The organism is Sandaracinus amylolyticus (genome assembly GCF_021631985.1).
Taxonomy (GTDB): Bacteria; Myxococcota_A; Polyangia; order Polyangiales; family Sandaracinaceae; genus Sandaracinus; species Sandaracinus amylolyticus_A.
This window is the reverse complement of record NZ_CP070225.1, coordinates 162867-183012: the sequence shown is the minus strand read 5'-3', so window position 1 is coordinate 183012 and position 20146 is coordinate 162867. Positions and strand designations below refer to the sequence as shown.

General features: G+C 72.3%; 17 protein-coding genes. 7 read left to right on the top strand and 10 right to left on the bottom strand.

Translation table 11 applies throughout. From position 1 onward, the window contains the following. Positions 1–13 precede the first annotated feature (13 nt). The 6 genes from I5071_RS00755 to I5071_RS00730 all read right to left on the bottom strand — a co-directional run bounded on the left by I5071_RS00755 (position 14) and on the right by I5071_RS00730 (position 8527). A complete protein-coding gene (locus I5071_RS00755) occupies positions 14–2035 on the bottom strand; it encodes an AsmA family protein (RefSeq protein ID WP_236519932.1) in 2022 nt (673 codons plus the stop codon). 54 nt (positions 2036–2089) lie between these two features. Continuing rightward, the gene (locus I5071_RS00750) at positions 2090–3556 is read right to left on the bottom strand and encodes a cellulase family glycosylhydrolase (protein ID WP_236519931.1); all 1467 of its coding nucleotides are present in this window, start codon (positions 3554–3556) and stop codon (positions 2090–2092) included. Between the two features lie 7 nt (positions 3557–3563). Further along, entirely contained in the window at positions 3564–4616 is a 1053-nt protein-coding gene (locus tag I5071_RS00745) for an MXAN_5187 C-terminal domain-containing protein (protein ID WP_236519930.1), read from the bottom strand. A 185-nt stretch (positions 4617–4801) separates the two neighbouring features. Further along, entirely contained in the window at positions 4802–5434 is a 633-nt protein-coding gene (locus I5071_RS00740) for a family 16 glycoside hydrolase (RefSeq protein ID WP_236519929.1), read from the bottom strand. A 208-nt stretch (positions 5435–5642) separates the two neighbouring features. Further along, on the bottom strand, positions 5643–6578 hold the full coding sequence (locus I5071_RS00735; RefSeq protein ID WP_236519928.1) for a HEAT repeat domain-containing protein: 936 nt from the start codon (positions 6576–6578) through the stop codon (positions 5643–5645). A 122-nt stretch (positions 6579–6700) separates the two neighbouring features. Then, the gene (locus I5071_RS00730) at positions 6701–8527 is read right to left on the bottom strand and encodes a hypothetical protein (RefSeq protein ID WP_236519927.1); all 1827 of its coding nucleotides are present in this window, start codon (positions 8525–8527) and stop codon (positions 6701–6703) included. Positions 8528–8586: 59 nt separating this feature from the next. Between I5071_RS00730 and I5071_RS00725 the strand changes: the two genes are divergently transcribed. From I5071_RS00725 to I5071_RS00715, 3 genes are read left to right on the top strand one after another with little or no spacing between them, the layout of a single operon-like run. Then, positions 8587–9900: a hypothetical protein gene (locus I5071_RS00725; RefSeq protein ID WP_236519926.1), complete on the top strand. Its 1314-nt coding sequence runs from the start codon at positions 8587–8589 to the stop codon at positions 9898–9900. Between the two features lie 9 nt (positions 9901–9909). Beyond that, positions 9910–10743, top strand: coding sequence for an SIR2 family NAD-dependent protein deacylase (locus I5071_RS00720; protein WP_236519925.1), 834 nt, complete (start codon positions 9910–9912; stop codon positions 10741–10743). Beyond that, a complete protein-coding gene (locus tag I5071_RS00715; protein WP_236519924.1) occupies positions 10736–12172 on the top strand; it encodes a lipase maturation factor family protein in 1437 nt (478 codons plus the stop codon). Before I5071_RS00720 ends, I5071_RS00715 begins: the two co-directional genes overlap by 8 nt. Here I5071_RS00715 and I5071_RS00710 read toward each other — a convergent pair. Beyond that, positions 12159–12854: a hypothetical protein gene (locus tag I5071_RS00710; protein WP_236519923.1), complete on the bottom strand. Its 696-nt coding sequence runs from the start codon at positions 12852–12854 to the stop codon at positions 12159–12161. The two genes, I5071_RS00715 and I5071_RS00710, sit on opposite strands and share 14 nt — an antisense overlap. A gap of 134 nt (positions 12855–12988) precedes the next feature. Here I5071_RS00710 and I5071_RS00705 point away from each other — a divergent pair, with 134 nt between their 5' ends. The 3 genes from I5071_RS00705 to I5071_RS00695 all read left to right on the top strand — a co-directional run bounded on the left by I5071_RS00705 (position 12989) and on the right by I5071_RS00695 (position 15883). Further along, positions 12989–14368 (top strand): L-serine ammonia-lyase, encoded by a 1380-nt coding sequence (locus tag I5071_RS00705; RefSeq protein WP_236519922.1) that lies wholly within the window; start codon positions 12989–12991, stop codon positions 14366–14368. A 237-nt stretch (positions 14369–14605) separates the two neighbouring features. Beyond that, positions 14606–15334 carry an SIMPL domain-containing protein gene (locus I5071_RS00700; RefSeq protein ID WP_236519921.1) on the top strand — a complete coding sequence of 243 codons (729 nt, stop codon included), beginning with the start codon at positions 14606–14608 and terminating at the stop codon, positions 15332–15334. Positions 15335–15373: 39 nt separating this feature from the next. After that, complete coding sequence (locus I5071_RS00695) at positions 15374–15883, top strand: hypothetical protein (RefSeq protein ID WP_236519920.1); 510 nt, start codon at positions 15374–15376, stop codon at positions 15881–15883. Here I5071_RS00695 and I5071_RS00690 read toward each other — a convergent pair whose 3' ends face one another. After that, a complete protein-coding gene (locus I5071_RS00690; protein WP_236519919.1) occupies positions 15884–16663 on the bottom strand; it encodes an ABC transporter ATP-binding protein in 780 nt (259 codons plus the stop codon). It lies immediately after the preceding gene. 159 nt (positions 16664–16822) lie between these two features. Then, positions 16823–18166 carry a cytochrome P450 gene (locus I5071_RS00685; RefSeq protein WP_236519918.1) on the bottom strand — a complete coding sequence of 448 codons (1344 nt, stop codon included), beginning with the start codon at positions 18164–18166 and terminating at the stop codon, positions 16823–16825. Positions 18167–18269: 103 nt separating this feature from the next. Between I5071_RS00685 and I5071_RS00680 the strand changes: the two genes are divergently transcribed. Then, positions 18270–18689 (top strand): MAPEG family protein, encoded by a 420-nt coding sequence (locus I5071_RS00680; RefSeq protein ID WP_236519917.1) that lies wholly within the window; start codon positions 18270–18272, stop codon positions 18687–18689. Between the two features lie 4 nt (positions 18690–18693). Here the strand turns inward: I5071_RS00680 and I5071_RS00675 are convergent, their stop codons facing one another. Continuing rightward, positions 18694–20049 carry a cytochrome P450 gene (locus tag I5071_RS00675; RefSeq protein ID WP_236519916.1) on the bottom strand — a complete coding sequence of 452 codons (1356 nt, stop codon included), beginning with the start codon at positions 20047–20049 and terminating at the stop codon, positions 18694–18696. Positions 20050–20146 lie beyond the last annotated feature (97 nt).

Below are 20146 nucleotides of genomic sequence, written 5' to 3'. Positions count from 1 at the left end.
GCGCTGCTTCCGCTCAGAAGCCGGGGATGGGGACCGGGATGCGCCGTCGGAGCTCGCGCAGGCCCTCTCCCGCGCGGTCGCCGAGCTCCTGCTCGAGCGCGCGCGCCCCTTCGCGCAGAGCGGTCTCGGAGAGCGCGGAGGCGAGCGCCTCGGACGAGAGCGAGAGCTGCGGGTCGGTCAGCGTTCCGCCGATCGAGAGCGGCACCTCGATCGGGCCCGCGGGCCGCACGCTCGCGACGTCGTCGACGAACTCCGGCGAGAGCACCGCCGTGCCCGAGAGATCGAGCGAGCGATCGAGGCCGATGCGTCCGTCGAGCCGCGCCGCACCGAACGGCGCCTGCACCGTCAGCGGCTCGCGCAGCACGACCGAGCCCTGCTCGATCCGGAACGTCATGCGCAGATCGCCGAGATCGGTCCGCCCGCCGCGCACCTCGTCCACGCTCGCGCTCCCGCGCCCGGCGAGGCGCAGCGCTTCCCCGACCGCGGTCGCGACGCCTGCGCCGAGATCGCCGGTCGTGAGCACTCCGTCGTGCAGCTCGACCACGCCCGATCCTGCGGCGCTCGCCTGCACCTGATCCCAGCTCGCGCCCGCGCCGTTCGCGTCGATGCGCCCGTCGAGCCGTCCGATCAGCGGCTCGTCCCCCGAGACGTCGCGCGTCATCGACGCCACGTCGACGCTCTCGAGGCGCGCGCGCAGCGTCCACGTCGGCACCGAGGGCCCGAGATCGACGCTGGTCCCCGACGCGACGATGCGCCCGCCATAGAGCTTCGCCTCGCCCGCTTCGAGCTCGAGCACGCCGGCGCGCAGCCGCGCCCTCGCCGTCAGATCCTCGAGCTCGAGCGGCCCGTTCACCACGCGCCCGAAGCGCAGCGTGCCGCGCGCGGTCGTGTCCTCGAGCGTGCGCCGCACGCCGGCCGGCACGACGGCCCGCGGCGCGTCGTCCGCTCGTTGCTCGCCCTCGGGCAGCGCGGCGAGCAGCACGTCGAGATCGAGGAGCGGCCCGTACGCTTCGAAGGTCACGCTCCGCGGCTTCGCGGTGAACGTGCCCGAGCCCGCGAGCTCGATCCCCGGGCCTCGCAGCGACGCGCGCTCGATCACCGCGCGGAACGTCTCGGGCGACTCCGGATCGACGCGCGCGATCACGCGCATCGCGCCCTGCGCCGGCTCGCCTCCGCGCATGCGCACCCCCGAGAGCCGTGCGTCGCCGCGCAGCTCGTAGATCCCGTCGTCCTGCGTCGCGACGTCCGCCTCGACGTCGACGCGGCCACCGCGCAGCACGCGCGCCACGCCGGCCGGGATCACGCCGCCGAGCCGCACGAGATCGGCGTCGCGGAGCGCGATCGATCCTCGCACCGGCGGGAGCCCCGCGTCCTCCCTCGCATGCGCGACGCCCTCGCGCCCGTGCTCGAACGTGAGGTCGACGTCGAGGTTCTGCGCATCGCTCGCGAGCGCGGTCCGCACCCGGAGCCGCGAGAGCGATCGGCCCTGCATCTCGGCCTCGGCATCGAGGTCCGTGAGCGCGACCGCGGTCTCGCCCGGCGCGCTGCGATCGATCACGTCGACGGTTCCGTCGACCGTCGCGATCCGCGCGAGCGTCACCTCGGTCTCGGCGCCGCGCGCGCGCTCCCGACCGAGCCCCTCGAAGCTCCAGCTCCCCTCGGCGTCGCGGATCAGCCGCACGGTGGGCCGCACCGCCGCGATCTCGCGGATCGCGACCTCGCGCCCGAGCGAGCGCAGGATCGGCCACGTGCGGAGGTGCACCTGGAGCTCGTCGACCTCGACGAGCGGCGGCTCACCGGGCCGGCCCGCGATCCGCAGTCCGCTGATCGTCACGCGTGCATCGGGCAGTAGCCGCCCACGCGCGCCCTCGAACGTGACCTCTCGCCCCAGGCTCTCCGACGCGCTCGCCACCACCCGCTCGACCACGCGCTCCGTCAGCGCGCGCTGATCGATCGACGCGAGCACGATCCCGCCCCCGATCGCCAGCGCCAGCACGACGACGACCGACACCAGCGCGATGCGTGCTGCAGACACGGGGCGGCGCATTCCGATCCTCTCGGTGCGCGCCCCACCGATCGCAAGGGAAGGTCACTCGGTGGCTTCGAGCACCACGGTGCGCCGGCCCGGGCCGCCGCACACGATCTCCACGCGGCCCGTCGCCGCGTCGCGCGCGGGGGTGGGCTCGATCGCGCGACCATCGCAGCGCACGGCGAACGAGGACGCGAAGTACGACGCGTCGGGCACGTACACGACGCTCGGCGCGTCGTCGGCGCGTCCTTCGTAGACGAGCTCGAAGCGTCGCGCGTCGAGGTCGTAGCGCATCGACATCGGCTCGCCCGCGACCGCCTCGGCGTAGACGCGCGCGTGGGCGCGCACCACCGCGTCGCGCTCGGTGAACGCGCCGCCCTCGGGGTCGTAGTCGTGGAAGCCCCAGCTCCCCTGGGAATTCTCCTTCCACAGCCAGACCGTCGCGCTCGTGAACGTCTCGTCGAAGAGCTCGTGCATGAAGCGCACGTAGTCGTCCGAGCCCGGCGAGTCGGGACGGATGCCCCACTCGCCCACGAACATCGGCACGCCGAAGAGCGAGGCCTCCATGAGCCCGCGCTCGACGTTGGGTCGCAGCCGCTCGAGCGTGACCGTGTCGAGCTCGTTGCGCGGATCGCGGAACGCGAGCGTGTAGAGGTGCACCGCGTACGCGCCGCCGTCGTCGGGGAACGGCGCCGACGCGCGCGGGCCCATCTCGGTCAGGTTCCGCACCGAGTTGGGCTCGAAGAACATCACGTGGCGATCGTCGACCTCGCGCAGCTCCGCGGCCATGCGCGCGTGGAAGTCGGCGAGCAGGCGATCGTCGGCGATCGGCTCGTTGTAGAGGTCGTAGCCGAGCACCCAGGGATCGTCGGCGAAGCGCTCCGCGACGTGCCGCGCCATCGCGAAGTACGCGGCCTGCAGCATCACGTCGGTCGTGTCCTCGTCGCGCGTGTCGAAGAAGCCCTCGAACGCGCGCAGCACCTGCTCGCTCGTGCGTCGCGCCTCGAGATCCCCGAGCGGTCCGCCGAGCAGCTCGTCGGGCGGCGGATGGATCGCCCAGAGCGGCGCGCCGTCCTCGCCGATCTCCTTCGAGTACGCGTCCTGGTGGAAGTCGATCATCACGTGCACGCCGGCCTGGCGGCAGAGCTCGACGACCTCCTCGAGCCGCTCGAGATAGGCCTCGGAGTACTCGCCCTGCACCGGCTCGATGCCCGACCAGTTGATCGGCAGGCGCAGCGCGTTGAGCCCGAGCGCGCGCATGCGCCGCGCGTCGTCGATCGTGAACGCGGGGATCTCCTCGAGCGGCAGGCGACCGTCGTCGAACGTCACGTCGAAGAGCCCTTCGACGCGCGCGTTGATGCCGCGGAACACGAGCACACGATCGGCGTCGTCGCGGAAGCGCGTGCGATCGGAGCGCACCCACGGCTGCTCGGGTGGATCCCACGGCTCCAGCACGATCGGTGCTGGATCGTCGCCGCACGAGATCAGGGAGAGCGCCAGCCCAGCGAGCACGAACCTGCGATCCATCGCGATCTCACCCGACCTTCGGCTTGAGCCCGACCTTGCCGTTCTGCACGACGATGTCGAAGTCGATCTTCCGATCACCGTGCTTCTCGCGGAGCTTCGGGAGCATCTGCTCCACGCTCTGCGCGAGCGTCTCGTACCGCACGTTGTCGACGCGCTCGTTGTTGCGGCGGCGCGCTTCCACGTAGCGATCGTAGAGGCGGCGCATGTTCGCGTCGTCGAGGCCGTCGCGCGGAGGCGGGGGCACGACCGGAGGGCGCGCCGCAGCAACGGGAGGACGCGGCGGGGGCTGGGGGATCGCGCGGGGCGCGGAGCCGGGCGGCGTGGGAGGCGTCGGCGCGCTCGCGCTGGGCGCGGCGGCGGGCTTCGCGAACGTCGCGGTGCCGGGCTTGCCGAAGGTCGCGCTCACCGGCTTCGCGAACGTCGCGGTCGCAGGCTTCGGCGTGATCGCGGGCGCCGGCGCGGGGAGCGGCGCGGACGCGGGGAGCGGCGCCGGACGCAGCGCATCGCTCGCGGCGGGGCTCGGGCGCGGCGGGATGCTCGAGCCGAACGGCGAGAGGCGACGCGGCGCGGGCGGCGGCACGCTGGGCTCGCGCGTCGCGGGACCGAGCGCCCCGAGGATCGCGTCGACGTCGCTGTCGTCGAACGAGAAATTCTTGAGGTCCTCGACCTCGTCGACGTCGACGTCGAGCTCCCACGCACCGGGCGTCTCGGCCTCGTCGTCGTCCTTCGCGCGTCGCTTGCGTGCCTCGTCGCGCTGGCGTCGCTGCTGCGCGCGCACGACGTCGCGACGGTAGGTGCCCTCCTCGATCTGTCGCGCGATGCGCTGCCAGTACGTCACGTACGTGCCGTACTTCGCGATCAGCATCTGGGTGCGGAACCGCAGCGCGGTGTTGCGCGGCTGGTTCTTGCGCAGGATGTCGAGCACGCGCTCGAGCTCCTTGCGCGGGATCGCCGGCTCGAGCTTCTCGATGCCCTGGAAGTACTGCTCGTAGAGCGACTTCAGACGCGCGAGACGGACCTCGGCATCGTGCAAGAGCTGCTCGTACTCCCCGGGGCTCATCGGTACAGCGGGTTCACTGTATCGCGGACGAGGGCAGGCGCGGGAGATGGATCGCGGGGCTTTGTCGCGGATCCGACAGCGCTGGAACGTGCACGCGCGGCGACGCCGCACACATCGCAAGCGGGTGGGGACCCGCGCGCAGCTCGAGGGGTCGAGAGGGGAGGCGCGCAGCCTCCCCCGGGAGCTCAGAGCGGGGTGATCCGCAGGTTGTCGAACCAGAGCTCGACCTGCCAGTTGTTGAACGCGAAGTGATCGTGGCCCGGGCCCTCGAGCGGGCGCGGATCGTCCATCGAGACCAGCTCTTCGTCGTCGACCCACGCGGTGATGCGCGAGCCCCGACGCTCGATGCGCATGCGATAGGTGCGGCCCGGCTCGACGCGACGGCGCGCGCCCACGACACGATCGGCGCCGTGCTCGTCCATGCGCGCGAGCACGTTCATGCTGTTGCTCCAGCCGCCGAAGATCACGACGTAGCTCGTCGCGGTGTAGCTCTCGGTCGTCGCGCGCGAGCTGCCGTCGCCGAAGATCTCGACCTTGATGTCGCCGTCGGGGCTCTCGCTGCGCACGTCGAATTCGATGCGCACGTCGCGCGGGAGCGTGCGGCGCAGCCAGAGCGGGCGGTTGCGCGCGTTGCGGATGTTCAGCTGCCCGTCGACGATCCGCCAGCTCGCCCCGGTGTTGTGCCAGAGCTCGCCGAGCTCCTCGCGCTCGAAGTCGTCGGTGAGGCCCTCCGCGCCGATGCCGGGATCGCCCTGCGGCGTGCACGAGGCGATCGAGGGGAGGAGCGCGAGGGCGAAGAGGAAGAGGAGGCGGCGCACGGCGGCGGAATCTAGCGCGACCCGGCGCCGTGCAACCAGCGTCGGACGCCGTGTGACCGCCGTCGGGCGCCGTGTGACCGCCGTCCGGTGCCGTGTAACCGCCGTCCGGTGCCGTGTAACCGCCGTCCGGTGCCCGGCAACCGCCGTCCAATGCCCGGCAACCGCCGTCGGGTGCCCGGCAACTGCCCTGGGGCGCCGTGCGACTTCGTCACCTCACGCTGGCGGTGATCGCGCGCGCCGCGCCGCTCATCGCGCTGCGCACCGCACCCTGCAGCGCCTGCTCCGCGAGCCGCGCCTCCTGCTGCGCCCGCGACGCCGACGCCCGCTCCATCCCGGTCGCCGCGCCGTTGAGCGCCGCACGGATGCTGCGCCCCGGCTCGTCCATCAGCATCAACGCGACCTCGCAGCGCACCTGCAGATCGCGCCCGTGCGCCTGGCGCTGCACGCGTGTGATCGATCCCTCGAGGCGCATGCGCGGAAGGCGCCGGCGCGCGATCTCGCGATCGGCGTCGGGCGACACCGCGTCCAGCGCCGCCACGCCGCGGAGCACGAGGAGGTGACGGTGCACCTCCGACGAGAGCATCGACTGCAGCCGCTCGTGGGTGAAGCCGCTGCGGTTCTGCATGTCGCCGAGCACGACCACGTAGCGCACCGATCCCCAGTCGACGTCGCGCTCCCGCGGCACCACCTCGACCGAGGGCATGCGCAGCGGATCGTGCGCGGGCGGCGGCGTGGTCGACGACGACGCGCTCGACGACGATCCGCCGATCGCGCGGATCGCACGGCCCGCCGCGTCGCGCACCTCGCGCTCGCGATCGACGAGCGCGCTGCGCAGCGAGGGCAGCGCGTCCGGGTTGCCGAGCCGACCGAGCGCCTCCGCCGCGGCCGCGCGCACCGCGGGCGATGCATCGGAGAGCGCCCCTGCGAGGGGCCCCGCCATCGCGGGATCCGCGCTCGCGCCGAGCGCCATCGCGGCACGCACGCGCGCGCGGAAGTCGCGGCTCTCACGGAGCACGCGGAGCACCGTCGTCCGATCCTGCGCGCGCAGCGGCGCGATCGCGATCGCCGCGACGAAGATCGCTGCGAGCGCTGCGAGGAGGACGCCTCGGGTCGTCCGCGCGAGGGACGGAAGCCGGACCGCCATCGACGATGAAGCGTCTCTCCCGCGATCGTCGTCGTCAACGGCTCGGACCGAAAACGGTGCGCCACGCTCCCACGTCGACGCCGACGATCGTGCGCTCCGTATCGCCATGCATGTCCGCGCAATCACGGCGTGAAGGTCACGCGCAGGCCGCGCACGGAGGGATCCGCCACGACGTCGATCGCACCTTCGCTCACACCGCGGGCGATCAGCGCCGCACGCAGCCCCGCCACGCGGGCCTCGTCCGCGGCACCCCCGATCGCGACGCGTGCGCGGGTGCCCCACGACGCGATCACCAGACGCGCGAGCTGATCGATCGCCGCGCTCGATCCGGGCGCGATCGTTCCGTCCGCCGCGAAGCGCGGGGCGCTGCCGGTGATCACACGATCGGCGGTGCCCGCCGTGCCCTCGACGCGCCATGCCGCGCGACCGCCGGGCTCCGGGCAGCCGTCGTCGTCGGCGCGCCCGTCGACGTCCTCGGCGCGATCGCGACAGGTGTCGCTCGCGTCGAGCACGCCGTCGCGATCGTCGTCGACGTCGGGGCAGCCATCGGCGTCGTCGACTCCGTCGCGATCCTCGGCCGCGCCCTCGCAGCGATCCTCGCCCTGCGGGATCCCGTCGCCGTCGTCGTCGAGATCGGGGCAGCCGTCGTCGTCGCTCGCGCCGTCGCGATCCTCGGGCTCGGCGCGGCACGCGTCGCGATCGTCGGGCACCTCGTCGCCGTCGTCGTCGAGGTCGGGGCAGCCGTCGCCGTCGTCGTGGCCGTCGGCGTCCTCCGCCATCGCGGGGCAGGTGTCGCTCGCGTCGAGCACCCCGTCGCCGTCCTGATCGAGCTGCGGATCGTTGCAGCCGTCGTCGTCGTTGTCGCTGCCGAAGTCCGCGGCCTCGTTCGGACAGCGATCGTCGAGATCGGGCACCAGATCGCCGTCGTTGTCGGGCTCGGGGCAGCCGTCCTCGTCGAGGTGCTCGTCGAGGTCCTCGGGCAACGTCGGGCACTCGTCGTCGTCGTCGCCGATCTGATCGTGATCGCGATCGTGGAAGCGCGGGGCCCACGACACGCCGGCGACGACGCGGAACGCCGTGGTGCCGACGCCGCCGGTGAGCCCGGTGCCGCCCGCGAGCGAGAGCTCGAGGTCGCGCACCGGACGGCCGCGCACACCGAGCAGCCACTCGACGTAGGTGCTCGCCTCGTCGCCGAACGGATTCTCGAGATCGGTCGCGACGTTCACCTCCGCGAGCGCGAAGAGATCCTCGACGAAGAACGCGGGCACCTGCAGGCCGAGCCCGAAGTAGAGCTCGTTGCGGAAGGGGACCCCGAGGATCGTCGGCTCGGCGAAGCGATGGCGCACGCCGACGATGCCGCCGACGCCGAGATCGAGCAGGTGGAAGTCCGCGAGCAGCGCGCCGTCGAGCTGCGGATTGCCTTCGCCCGCGTAGGTGTCCTCGTGGCCGATCGGCACCGTGGTCGCGATCTGGATCGCGAGGCCCTCGCCCTCGTGGCGCTCGCGCTCCTCGGTCGCGTCCTCGCCGAGCAGGCGCGCGCGCACTGCGATGCGGGGATCGCGGAGCGCGACGGTCTGCAGTGGGCCGCGCATGTCGATCACCTGCGGCTCGCCGTCCTGGTAGAGCACGATCGGCGCGTCGATCACCACCGCGAAGCGGCCGAGGATGCCGAGCTGGAAGAGCAGATCGCCGCCGAAGCGGTTCTCGACCGCGGGCACGCTCGATCCGTCGGCGAGGCGCACCGTGAGCGGCTCGTGCGCGTAGCCGAGCCACAGCGCGACGTTCCATCGCCACGGGCCGGGCGTGCGTGTGCCGGGGATCGTGAGGAAGCCGTCGCCGTCGGGCGCGGGCGCGAAGCGCTCCACGTCGAGGTTGCGCTGCGCTCGCGCGAGCGAGGGCGCGAGCAGCAGACACACGACTGCGAAGGAAGAGACGAAGCGGGCCCGCATCGTGACGCGAGCATAGACGCTCGGGCGCGCGCCGTGTTCAGCGTGCGATGCTGCGCGCCATGAACGAGCTCGAAGAGGCGGAGCGGCAGCTCGCGGCGAACGACGTACAGGGCGCGTATCGAGCGCTGCGCGCGGTGGCGGGATACCCAGCGACCGGGCTCGACGATCGCGCGCTCTTCGCGCGCGCGGCGACCCTGCTCGCGGAGCTCTCGCGACGCTTCGGCGCGGGGCCGCTCGCGGAGACGATCGCGAAGATCGCACGCGAGCCCGACGACGTGCGCGCGCTCTACGACGCGGGCTACGGGCTCTACGAGCAGAGCCAGTTCGATCTCGCGGCGACGATGCTCGCGCGCGCGAACCGCCTCGCGCCCGGACAGTCCGCGATCGTGTCGGAGCTCGCGACCGCGCTCGAGCGGTTGATGCGGAGCGGCGAGGCCGCGCTGCTGCTCGACGCATCGGGCACGCCGGAGCGCGACCCGTTCTGCGCGTACCTGAGCGGGTTCCACTGGATCATGAGCGGCGAGCTCGAGGTGCCGCGGGAGCGCGTGGCGCTGCTCGCAGGTCTCGACGACGAGCGCATCGTGTTCATGCGTCGCGCGCTGGAAGGGATGCTCGCGCGTGCGGGCGCGCTGATCGCGGCGGAGATCACGCTCGACGATCGTTCGCTCACCGCGTGGCACGCGGTGCTCTCGGGATCGCTGCTGCTGCACGAGTCGCCGCACGGCCACGATCACCCGATGCGCGGCCGCTACGCGTTCGTGCAGGACTCGCCCCCGCTGATGCGCGAAGGCATCGAGCGGCTCGTGACCGTGATCGAGCGCCCCTCGCGCGTGATCGCGGCGCCCGATCGTGCGAGCCGCATCCTCGCGCGCGCCACCGCGACGCGGCTCGGCGTGCCGTGCATCGACTGGAGCGCCGGCGTCGAGCGCGGCGAGGGGCTGGTGGTCGTGTGGTCGCTCGAGGCGATCGAGGACTCGACGTTCCTCCGCGCGATGCACATGCACGCGCCGGGACAGCGGCTCTTCGCCCACGCTTCGTGCTGGACCGAGCCCCTCGCGTACGCGCCCGACGTGACGACGATCCTCTACCAGTCGATCACGCACCCGTGGACCGGCGGCGCGATGGAGGTCGATCCCGCGACCCAGCAGATCACGCGCGCCTCACCCGATCCGCGCAGCGACGACGCGCTCGCCGCGGAGATCCTCGCGACGAAGTCGGAGGACGAGAGCGTCACGTCGCGCGATCGGGTGATCGCGATCGCGCGCGCCCTCGCCTCGCTGCCCGAGGCGTACCGGCTCGGCCTCCATCGCGCGAGCGGACAGCGATGGCACCAGCGCCTCGGCGGCCCGGTCCCGAGCGCGCGCTTTCTGTAGGATCGACCCATGACGCTCGAACCGCAGGTGCTCGCGCTGCTCGACGACGCGCTCTCGCGCGAGGGCCCGCTGCTCTTCCTCACCGGCGCGGGGATCTCGGCGGAGAGCGGCATCCCCACGTTCCGCGGCCCCGAGGGCTACTGGACGATCGGCTCGAAGAATTATCGCGCCGAGGAGCTCGCGACCTACGACGCGTTCACGCGCATGCCCGAGGAGGTCTGGGCCTGGTACCTCTATCGGCGCAGCGTGTGTCGCGCCGCGAGCGCGAACGCGGCACACCTCGCGCTGGTCGAGCTCGAGCGCGCGCTCGGCGATCGCTTCCTGCTCGTCACCCAGAACGTCGACGGGCTGCACCTGCGCGCGGGCAACACGCTCGCGCGCACCTTCCAGATCCACGGCAACATCGACTACCTGCGGTGCGAGGACGAGCACCCGCGCATCCGCGAGATCCCCGCGGGCATCGCGCTCGAGTGGCCGAAGACGCGGCGCATCGACGACGCGGAGCGCGCGCTCCTGCAGTGCTGTGGGCGCGGACGGTGGTCGCGCCCGCACGTGCTCTGGTTCGACGAGAGCTACGACGAGCCGCTCTTCCGCTTCGAGAGCTCGATGGACGCGGTGCGGCGGGCGTCGCTCGTCGTGGTGATCGGCACCTCGGGCGCGACGACGCTGCCGAGCCACATCGTGAACGTCGCGGCGCACCGGCGCGTGCCGATGCTCGTGGTGAACCAGGACGAGAGCCCGTTCACGCAGATCGCCGAGCGCCTCTCCAGCGCGGCCGTGCTGCGCGGCACCGCGACGCAGTACGTCCCGGCGATCACGCGCGCGCTGATCGAACGTGCGTAGCTCGTACGCGAGATCGACGTGGCTCTTCGCCCGCCTCGTCGGCGCGGCGTCGCTCGGCGCGTTCGTCTCGGCGCACGCGCAGATCCACGGGCTCTTCGGCGAAGAGGGCATCCTCCCGCTCGGCCCGCGCCTCGCGCGCTTGCAGAGCGTGCTCGGCGACGAGGTCTGGTGGACGCGCCCTTCGCTCCTGCTCTCGACCGGCGCGGGCGACGGCGCGCTGAGCGCGCTCTGCGTGATCGGCGAGCTCGCGTCGCTGATGCTCGCGCTCGGTGTGCTCCCCGGCCCGAGCGCGGTGATCGCGGCGCTCGGGTACGTGTCGATCGTCCACGTCGGATCGCCGTTCTTCCCGCTCCAGTGGGACACGCTGCTGATCGAGACGCTGTGGCTCACCGCGCTGGTCTCGCCGTGGCGCACCGTGCTCGCGACCCCGGCGCGGGCGAGCGAGCCACCGCACGTCGCGCGCTGGGCGATCTGGCTGCTCGTCGCGCGGCTGATGCTCGCGAGCGGGATCGTGAAGTGGGCCGGCGACGAGGTGTGGCGCGACCTGAGCGCGCTCTCGTACCACTACGAGACACAGCCGCTGCCGAACCCGCTCTCGCCGTGGATGCACGCCGGGCCGCGATGGACGCACACGCTCGGCGCGATCCTGACGTTCGTGATCGAGCTCGCGCTGCCCTTCTTCGTGCTCGCGGGACGACGTGCGCGGGCGATCGCGTTCGCCGGCTTCGTGGTGCTCCAGGGGATGATCGCGATCACCGGCAACTACGGGTTCTTCAACCTGCTCGCGATCGCGCTCTGCGTGCCCTTGCCCGACGACGCGATGCTCGATCGTGTGCTCCCCGCGCGATGGAAGGCGCCCGGCGTCGCGGCGGTGCGACCGTGGCAGGTCGTCATCCCTTCCGCGATCGCGTCGCTGCTGATCGTGCTGCAGATCGCGCAATTCGCGAGCTCGCTCGGCGCGCCGGTGCGCGACGGGATCGCGACGCTGATGGAGCGCACCCAGGCCCTCTGGGCGACCAGCTCGTACGGGCTCTTCGCCGACATGACGACCGAGCGCCCCGAGCTCGTGATCGAAGGCAGCCTCGATGGCGAGACCTGGGTCGCCTACGACTTCCGCGACAAGCCCGGCGACGATCTCGCCGAGGGCCTGCCGATCACGCTCACGCACATGCCGCGGCTCGACTGGATGTCGTGGTTCGCCGCGCTCACCGGGCCGGAAGGCGCGCCCTGGGTGCGCGCGCTCCAGATCGCGCTGGTCGAGCGACGCGCCCCGGTGCTCGCGCTCTTCGAGCGCGATCCCTTCGACGGCGTGGCGCCGCGCTTCGTGCGCGTGATCGAGTGGGACTACGAGCTCGCCCCGCCGGGCAGCGACGTGACGTGGACGCGCTCGCGACCGCGCCCGTGGGGCGACGTCGTCAGGGCGCGGTGATCACGAGATCGAGCTCGAACGTCTGCGGCCCGTCGAGCGCGTCGCTGTCGAGGATCAGATAGACGGGGTTCGAGGTCGCGCCGGTGTTGGTCCACGAGAGCGTCTCGCCGCTCGACGACGAGAGGCCGGCCTCGAGGCAGGTCGGGATCGCCGGGCAGCTGTCGACCAGCGAGAGGATGCCGTCGCCGGCGTGGCGGTACGTCGCGCCGAGGGTCGCGCCGGGCGCGAGCTCGATGCGCACCGCCGCATCGCGGCCGGGCGCCGAGCCCCCGCCGCACGACGTGGTGACCTCGTTCAGGCTCGACGCGAGCGTGCCGCGGTACGCGCCCGCCGGCGTCGATCCCGAGATCGGGCACCACTGCACGAGCAGCGGCGTGCGGACCATGCCCGAGTCGGGCGTGCTGCCGGCGTCGGTGCCCGCGTCGCTCGCGCCCGCGTCGCTCGCGCCGGCATCGATCGCGCCCGCATCGGTGTCGCCGGCATCGCCCTCGCCGGCATCCGGCGCACCGGAGTCGAGCTCCTCGTCCTCGCCCGCGTCCTCGCGGCCGGCGTCGATCGTGGCTGCGTCGAGGCCCGAGCCCGCGTCGGTCCCGCCTGCGTCGGGTGTGCCCACGGCGTCGTCGTCGCCGCACGCGCTGGTCAGCAGGAGGAGGAGCGTGATCGCCATCGGGGCCGGTCGCATCGGCGCGACTATGGACCGCACGTGGGCACCACAGGGTGCGCGTTCGCACGCACGCGTGAGCCGTTCGCTCGGAGCGTGAGCGCGCACCACATCGACGTTCGACGGTGCGCGCGACGCTTTGCTAGCTTGCTGTGGTGTCGTTCGTCAGCGCCTTCGATCTCTTCAAGATCGGCATCGGTCCTTCGAGCTCCCACACCGTCGGCCCGATGCGCGCAGCGCGCCGGTTCTGCGAGCGCGTCGTCGAGGCGGGCGTCGCACCGCGCGTCGCCACGGTCCGCGTCGCGCTGCACGGATCGCTCGGCCACACCGGCAAGGGCCACGGCACCGACGTCGCGGTGATGCTCGGCCTCGAGGGCGACGAGCCCGACCTCGTCGACGTCGACGCGGTGCCCTCGCGCGTCGCGCGCATCGAGCGCGAGCGCACGCTGCGCCTGCACGGTGGTTCGACGATCACGTTCGATCCGCGCGAGCACCTCGTCTTCCATCGCCGCGAGCGCCTGCCGCTGCACTCGAACGGCATGCGCTTCCGCGCCGAGGACGCGCGCGGCGAGGTGCTGCACGAGCGCATCTACTACTCGGTGGGCGGAGGGTTCGTGGTCACGCCCGAGGGCGTCGCCGAAGGGCCCGGCGTGCACGCCGCGACCGACGTGCCGCATCCGTTCGCGAGCGGCGCCGAGCTGCTCGCGCGCTGTGCCGAGCGCGGGCTCTCGATCGCGACGTTGATGATGGAGAACGAGCGCGCGCTGCGCAGCGAGCGCGAGGTGCGCGAGGGCCTCTTGCGCGTGTGGGCGACGATGCAGGGCTGCATCGAGCGCGGCTGTGGGCGCGAGGGGATCCTACCTGGAGGTCTCAAGGTGAGGCGGCGCGCGGCCGCGCTGCACCGCAAGCTGCGCGCGAACGTGCGCGGCGAGCACGACCCGATGATCGCGCTCGACTGGGTCGATCTCTGGGCGCTCGCGGTGAACGAGGAGAACGCGGCGGGCGGGCGCGTCGTGACCGCGCCGACGAACGGCGCGGCCGGGATCATCCCCGCGGTGATGATGTACTACCGGCGCTTCGTGCCGAACGCCGACGACGACGGCATGGTGCGCTTCCTTCTCACGGCCGCGGCGATCGGCTCGCTCTACAAGCGCAACGCGTCGATCAGCGGCGCCGAGGTCGGCTGTCAGGGCGAGGTCGGCGTCGCGTGCTCGATGGCCGCGGGCGCCCTCGCCGAAGTGCTGGGCGGCACCCCCGAGCAGGTCGAGAACGCGGCCGAGATCGGCATGGAGCACAACCTCGGGCTCACCTGCGATCCGATCGGCGGGCTCGTGCAGGTGCCGTGCATCGAGCGCAACGCGATGGGCGCGATCAAGGCGATCAACGCAGCGCGTCTCGCGCTGCAGGGCGACGGCAAGCACCACGTGTCGCTCGACAAGGTGATCGCGACGATGCGCGCCACCGGCGCGGACATGAGCACGAAGTACAAGGAGACCGCGCGCGGTGGCCTCGCGCTCAACGTCATCGAGTGCTGAGCCCCCGCCGAACGGCTCGTCCCGCACACCAATCTCTCAGGAGAGCAGGAGTGTTCAGGAGGGAAGGAGAAGTTGCTCTTCGAGCGAATCCCTCTGCAACTCCTGCTCTCCTCAGCGGCATCTCTTTCTCTGCGATGAATTCCCGGCGCTACACGGCCGCCACGAAGATCTTGGGTGCGTGAAGGACCGCGATGGCGGGCACGTCACTCTGCGCGACCTTCGAAGGAGGCACTCATCGTGGATCGCGCTCTGATCGTTCTGCTCGTGGTCGTGTCGTTCGTGTGCGTCGCGTGTGGAGGATCGCTCCGCTCCGGCGAGACGCTCGTGCTGCGCGAGAGCGAGCACGGGATCCTGGTGTCGGAGCGGGGCGAGGCCGAGGCCCGGCCCGATCGCGCTCGGTTCCACGTCGGCGTCGAGGCGCGCCGCCCGACCGTCGCCGAGGCGCGCGACGCGGCGGCCGACGCGCAGCGCCGCGTGCTGGACGCGCTGCGTGCGAACGGGATCGGCGATGCCGACGTGCAGACCGACTCGCTCTCCGTGAGCCCCGAGTACGAGTACACGGACCAGGGCCAGCGGCTGCTCGGATACACGGTCCGCAACGCGGTGCACGTGCGCGTGACCGACGTCGCGCGGCTCTCGGCGACGATCGACGCCGCGGTCGGCGCGGGCGGTGATCTGGTGCGCCTCGACGGAATCCAGTTCGAGGTCTCGGATCCCGCCGCGGTGCGCGCGCAAGCGCGCGAGCAGGCGATGCAGCGTGCGCGCGCGACGGCCGAGCAGCTCGCACGGCTCGCGGGCGTCGAGCTCGGCGCTCCGATCGCGATCGAAGAGGTGGCGATCGACGACGGGCCGCGCCCGATGATGATGGAGGCGCGCATGGCGGCCGACAGCGCGCAGGCGACGCCGATCGAGCCGGGCGTGACGCGGGTGACGGTCCAGCTGCGCGTGCGCTGGTCGACGAGCTGAAGGCTCGCCCCACGCTCGTAGCGACCTCAGCGTCGCGGCATGAGCAAGTGGGAGTCATGGCCCGGGCGGCGGCTCGAGCCCGGTGAGACCCTCGGCCGCGTTGCAGCACCGCCCCACGCCGCGTGCGTCGCGATCGGACACGACGCGCTGCACGCGGCGCTCGGGCCGCCGCACCACGAGGGTGATCTCGACGGGATCGGGCCGTTCGAGGAGTGGGCGTTCGAGTGGCCGTGCGGGTGCCGCGCCGCCGTGTGCTGCGTGCACCCGCTCGGGGAGATGCCCGAGATCGCATCGATCCTCGCGAACGACGCGGACGTCGATCACGTGCTCTTCCACGTCGCGCTGCCCGGTGGAGTGACGTGGCGCGCGGATGGCGGGACGACGTACGAGCGCGTGGTGTTGCCCCAGCGTTGGCGCCTCGCGCGCCAGGACGACAACGGGATCCGCGCGGTCATGCACACGTTCGACTCGCGCTTCGCGGCGGAGTGCGCGCGCGCGACGTACGAGGCGCGCGGGCACAAGCAGCTGTACTCGGTCGAGCCGGCGTGATCAGCGCCCGATCGCGAGACGGAAGCGACCCGCGTCGCGGTGGAGCGTGCACGGGGCGCCGAACGCCTCGCTCAGCGTCGCGCTCGTGAGCGCGCGATCGATCGGCCCGCTCGCGACGACGCGTCCTTCTCGCAGCACCAGCGCGTGGGTGACGAAGCGGGGGATCTCCTCGACGTGGTGGGTGACCACGAGCGTCGTCGGTCCGCCCTCGTCGACGAGACGCTCGACGTCGTCGAGGAAACGCTCGCGCGCGCTCGGATCGAGCGACACGCAGGGCTCGTCGAGCACGAGCAGATCGGGCGCGCCGACCAGCGCTCGCGCGATGAGCACGCGCTGCCGCTCTCCCTGCGAGAGGCGCCCGTAGGGACGTCCCGCCAGCGCCTGCGCACGCAGCCGCGCGAGCGCCTCGCGACCGCGACGGCGATCCTCGTCGTCGTAGGTGCGCCACGGACCGATCAGCGCGTAGAGCCCGGACGCGGCGACCTCTTCCGCGACGTCCTCGGGACGCAGCCACGCGCCGAGCGTCGCGCTCACGATGCCCATGCGCCGCTTCATCGCGGTCATGTCGCAGCGCCCGTACGTCTCGCCGAGCACGCGCACGACGCCCTCGGTGGGCCACTCGTACGCCGTCAGGATCGAGAGCAGCGAGCTCTTCCCCGCACCGTTCGGTCCGAGGATCACCCAGTGCTCACCGCGCTCGATCGTGAGGCGCACGCCGTCGAGGACCACGCGCCCTTCGCGCTCCCACCGCGCGACGTTCATCTCGAGGACCGCTGCCATGCGCGCCCGTCATTCGACGCCGGCCGCGCACACGCAAGCCGACACGCTCCGTCCGGCGACTCGTCGCCCGCTCAGCGCCGCGAGGCACGCGCGGCGAGCCGCCGGCGATGCACTGGTCGTCCGCATAACAGGCGGAAACGATTCAGGTTGTTGGGCCCGTCACGCACGCACGAAGCGCACACGCGACGAAGCCTCGGGGTGCCGCAGCGGCAGGTGCCGGACGCGCGGGAACGCACCGGCGAGCGCGAGGCGCACACCGCGGGAGCGCAGCGCGCGCGCCAGGATCACGACGGTCTGCACGACCTCCATCCACGCGACGTGGTAGCCGAGGCAGAAGTGCGGCCCGGCGCCGAACTGCACGAGCTCGAGCGCAGTCGGCGGCGACGTCTTGCCGAGCCAGCGCTCGGGCACGAACGAGTCGGGATCCTCGTAGGTCCGCGCGCTGCGCGAGAGGAGCTCGATCGGGATCGCGACGATGGTCCCCGCGGGCACGCGTCGTCCCGCGATCTCGAGATCGACGACGGCGCGCCGGGCATCGCGCGCCACCGGCGGTTGCAGGCGCAGCACCTCGCGGAAGAGCGCTTCGGCGTAGCGGAACGAGCGGAGATCGGCGGGCGTACGCGGCACGTCGTTCGCGGCGATCGCCTCGGTCTGGAGGCGCTCGAGCAACGCCGGGGACTCCGCGAGATACGCGACGAGCCACGCGACCACCGTCGCGGTCGTCTCGTGCCCCGCGAGGATCAGGAGACGAAGATTGTCGAGGAGCTCGGCGTCGGCGAGCGGCTCGCCGTGCTCGTCCTTCGCGCGCGAGAGCTGCGCGAGGATCGTGGTGTCGCTCCCCGCGCGCGCCTCGCGCACCAGCGCACCGATGCGCGCGTCGAGGCGCGCCTTCGCGTCGAGGCCGCGGCGCCGCGGCGTGCCCGGCAGATCGATCGGCACGCCGAGCGCGAGGAGCATGTGATCCTCGTAGTCGCGCCTCCACACCTCGAGATCGCGCTCGGGCACGCCGAGCATGCGCAGGATGAGCGCGAGCACCAGCTCGCGCGTCGACGCGAGCGTGGTGATCACGCCGCGATCGATCCAGTCGTGCACGTGACGCTCGATGATGTCGGCGAAGAGCGATCCCACCTTCGCGGCGGAGAGCCCGCCCGGGGTGAACGCCGGGCCCATCACCGCGCGGGCGTGTCGGTGCGGCTTGCCGTCGAGCGTGATGACGCTGTGCCCGAAGAGGTCGGGCAGGGTCTCGCCGACGTAGTCGGAGCTGGTCTGCACGTTCTTGAACAGATCGAACGACTCGGGCGCGAGACAGCGCAGCTGCCACCGGCCGAAGCCGGTGTCGGTCCAGTACAAGGGCCCGATCTCGCGCTCGGCGAGGCGGTCGAGCCCGAGCGGATCGCTCGCGAGCGCCGGCAGGTGGCCGAGCACCGGGAACGCGCCGCGGATCACGGGCAAGCCGTGGCGCTCGTGTGTCCGCCGCGCGAGCGGATTCAAGATCGGGCTCAAGACACGCGCTCCTGGTCGAACATGGCCGGCATGGCAGCAGTGATCACCACCGATCGCAAGGAACGTGTGCGCGCTCGGGGCATCGGCGAACATTCCGAGACCGATGAGCACCACGCTGCTGCGACCGACGATCGCGCTCGTCCTCTGGACCTTCGTGATGTGGGCCTGGATGTACGTGACGCGCATCCCCGCGATCCGTCGCGCCGGGATGAAGCTCGACCCGGACGCGCCGCGCGGCGAGCAGATGTCCACGCTGCCGTCCGTCGTGCGCTGGAAGGCCGACAACTACAACCACCTCTTCGAGCAGCCGACGATCTTCTACGCGACCACGATCTCGCTCGCGGTGATGGGCGCCGACGGCGCGCTCGAAGCAGGGCTCGCGTGGGCGTACGTCGCGCTGCGCGTCGCGCACAGCGTCTTCCAGGCGACGGTGAACAAGATCGAAGCGCGCTTCGTGCTCTTCTTCGTGTCGTCGCTGGTGCTGCTCGCGCTCGCGATCCGCGCCGCGCTGCTGCTCTGGTGAGCGCTCAGGCGAGCACGAAGCGGATGCGCGCGGCGGGCTCGGGATGGCGCAGCGGCAAGTGCCGCGCGCGCGGGAAGGGTCCGTCGAGCGCGAGGCGAACGCCGCGTGCGTGCAGCGCGCGGGCGAGGATCACGAGCGTCTGCACGACCTCGAGCCACGCGACGTGGTAGCCGAGGCAGAAGTGCGGCCCACCGCCGAATTGCACGAGCTCGAGCGGCGTCGGCGGCTGTGTCTTCCGCATCCAGCGCTCGGGCGCGAGCGAGTCGGGGTCGTCGTAGGACGCCGGGCTGCGCGAGAGGTGCTGGATCGAGATCGCGACGATCGTCCCCGCGGGCACGCGACGACCGCCTAGGTCGAGATCGACCACCACCCGACGCGCGTCGTGGGCCACCGGCGGATGGAGGCGCAGCACCTCGCGGAAGAGCGCCTCGGTGAACGGGAACGCGCGGAGATCGCCGGGCGCGCGCGGCACGTCGGACGCCGCGGTCGCCTCGGCCTGGAGGCGCTCGAGCAGCGCGGGTCGCTCCGCGAGGATCGCGAGCGACCACGCGACGACGGTCGCGGTCGTCTCGTGGCCGGCGAGGATCAGCAGGCGCAGGTTGTCGAGCAGCTCGGCCTCGTCGAGCGGCTCTCCGTTCTCGCCCTTCGCGCGCGCGAGCTGGGCGAGGATCGTGGTGTCGCTCCCTGCGCGCGCCGCGCGGACCAGCGCTCCGATGCGCGCATCGAGGCGCTTCTTGGCGACGAGGCCGCGACGCCGGGGCAGGCCCGGCAGATCGATGGGCACGTTGAGCCCGAGGAGCATGTGCTCCTCGTAGTCGCGCCTCCACTCGCCGAGATCGCCTTCCGGCACCCCGAGCATCCGCAGGATGAGCGCGAGCACGAGCTCGCGCGTCGACGCGAGCGTGGTGATCGCGCCGCGATCGATCCAGCCCTGCACGTGCCGCTCGATGATCTCGGCGAAGAGCGCGCCCACCTTCGCCGACGACAGGCCCTTCGGCGTGAACGCCGGGCCCATCACGGAGCGTGCGTGGCGGTGCGGCTTGCCGTCGAGCGTGATCAGGCTGCGGCCGAAGAGATCGGGCACGGACTCCGAGACGTAGTCGGAGCTCGTCTGCACGTTCTTGAACAGGTCGAACGACTCGGGCAGCAAGCAGCGGAGCTGCCACTTGCCGAACCCGACCTCGGTCCAGAACACCGGGCCGACCTCGCGCTCGCCGAGTCGATCGAGGCCGAGTGGATCGCTCGCGAGCGCAGGCAGATGACCGACGATCGGGAACGCGCCGCGAACGACGGGCAAGCCGGCGCGCTCGCGTGTGCGGCGAGCGGTGGGATTGAGGATCGGCGTCGACGGAGCCTGCATGCACCGGATCGCATCAGCGATCGCCGCGGATCGCAAGAACGTGGAGGACGGACGAGCAGGACGCGGACGCGCTCTTCACGCGCCGCGTCCTCTCCCC

Coding starts and splice junctions, on each gene's coding strand:
- I5071_RS00680 (WP_236519917.1), top strand. CDS start 18,270: ATGAGCACCACGCTGCTGCGACCGACGATCGCGCTCGTCCTCTGGACC.
- I5071_RS00730 (WP_236519927.1), bottom strand. CDS start 8,527: ATGCGGGCCCGCTTCGTCTCTTCCTTCGCAGTCGTGTGTCTGCTGCTC.
- I5071_RS00695 (WP_236519920.1), top strand. CDS start 15,374: ATGAGCAAGTGGGAGTCATGGCCCGGGCGGCGGCTCGAGCCCGGTGAG.
- I5071_RS00750 (WP_236519931.1), bottom strand. CDS start 3,556: ATGGATCGCAGGTTCGTGCTCGCTGGGCTGGCGCTCTCCCTGATCTCG.
- I5071_RS00710 (WP_236519923.1), bottom strand. CDS start 12,854: ATGCGACCGGCCCCGATGGCGATCACGCTCCTCCTCCTGCTGACCAGC.
- I5071_RS00675 (WP_236519916.1), bottom strand. CDS start 20,049: ATGCAGGCTCCGTCGACGCCGATCCTCAATCCCACCGCTCGCCGCACA.
- I5071_RS00735 (WP_236519928.1), bottom strand. CDS start 6,578: ATGGCGGTCCGGCTTCCGTCCCTCGCGCGGACGACCCGAGGCGTCCTC.
- I5071_RS00690 (WP_236519919.1), bottom strand. CDS start 16,663: ATGGCAGCGGTCCTCGAGATGAACGTCGCGCGGTGGGAGCGCGAAGGG.
- I5071_RS00745 (WP_236519930.1), bottom strand. CDS start 4,616: ATGAGCCCCGGGGAGTACGAGCAGCTCTTGCACGATGCCGAGGTCCGT.
- I5071_RS00720 (WP_236519925.1), top strand. CDS start 9,910: ATGACGCTCGAACCGCAGGTGCTCGCGCTGCTCGACGACGCGCTCTCG.
- I5071_RS00725 (WP_236519926.1), top strand. CDS start 8,587: ATGAACGAGCTCGAAGAGGCGGAGCGGCAGCTCGCGGCGAACGACGTA.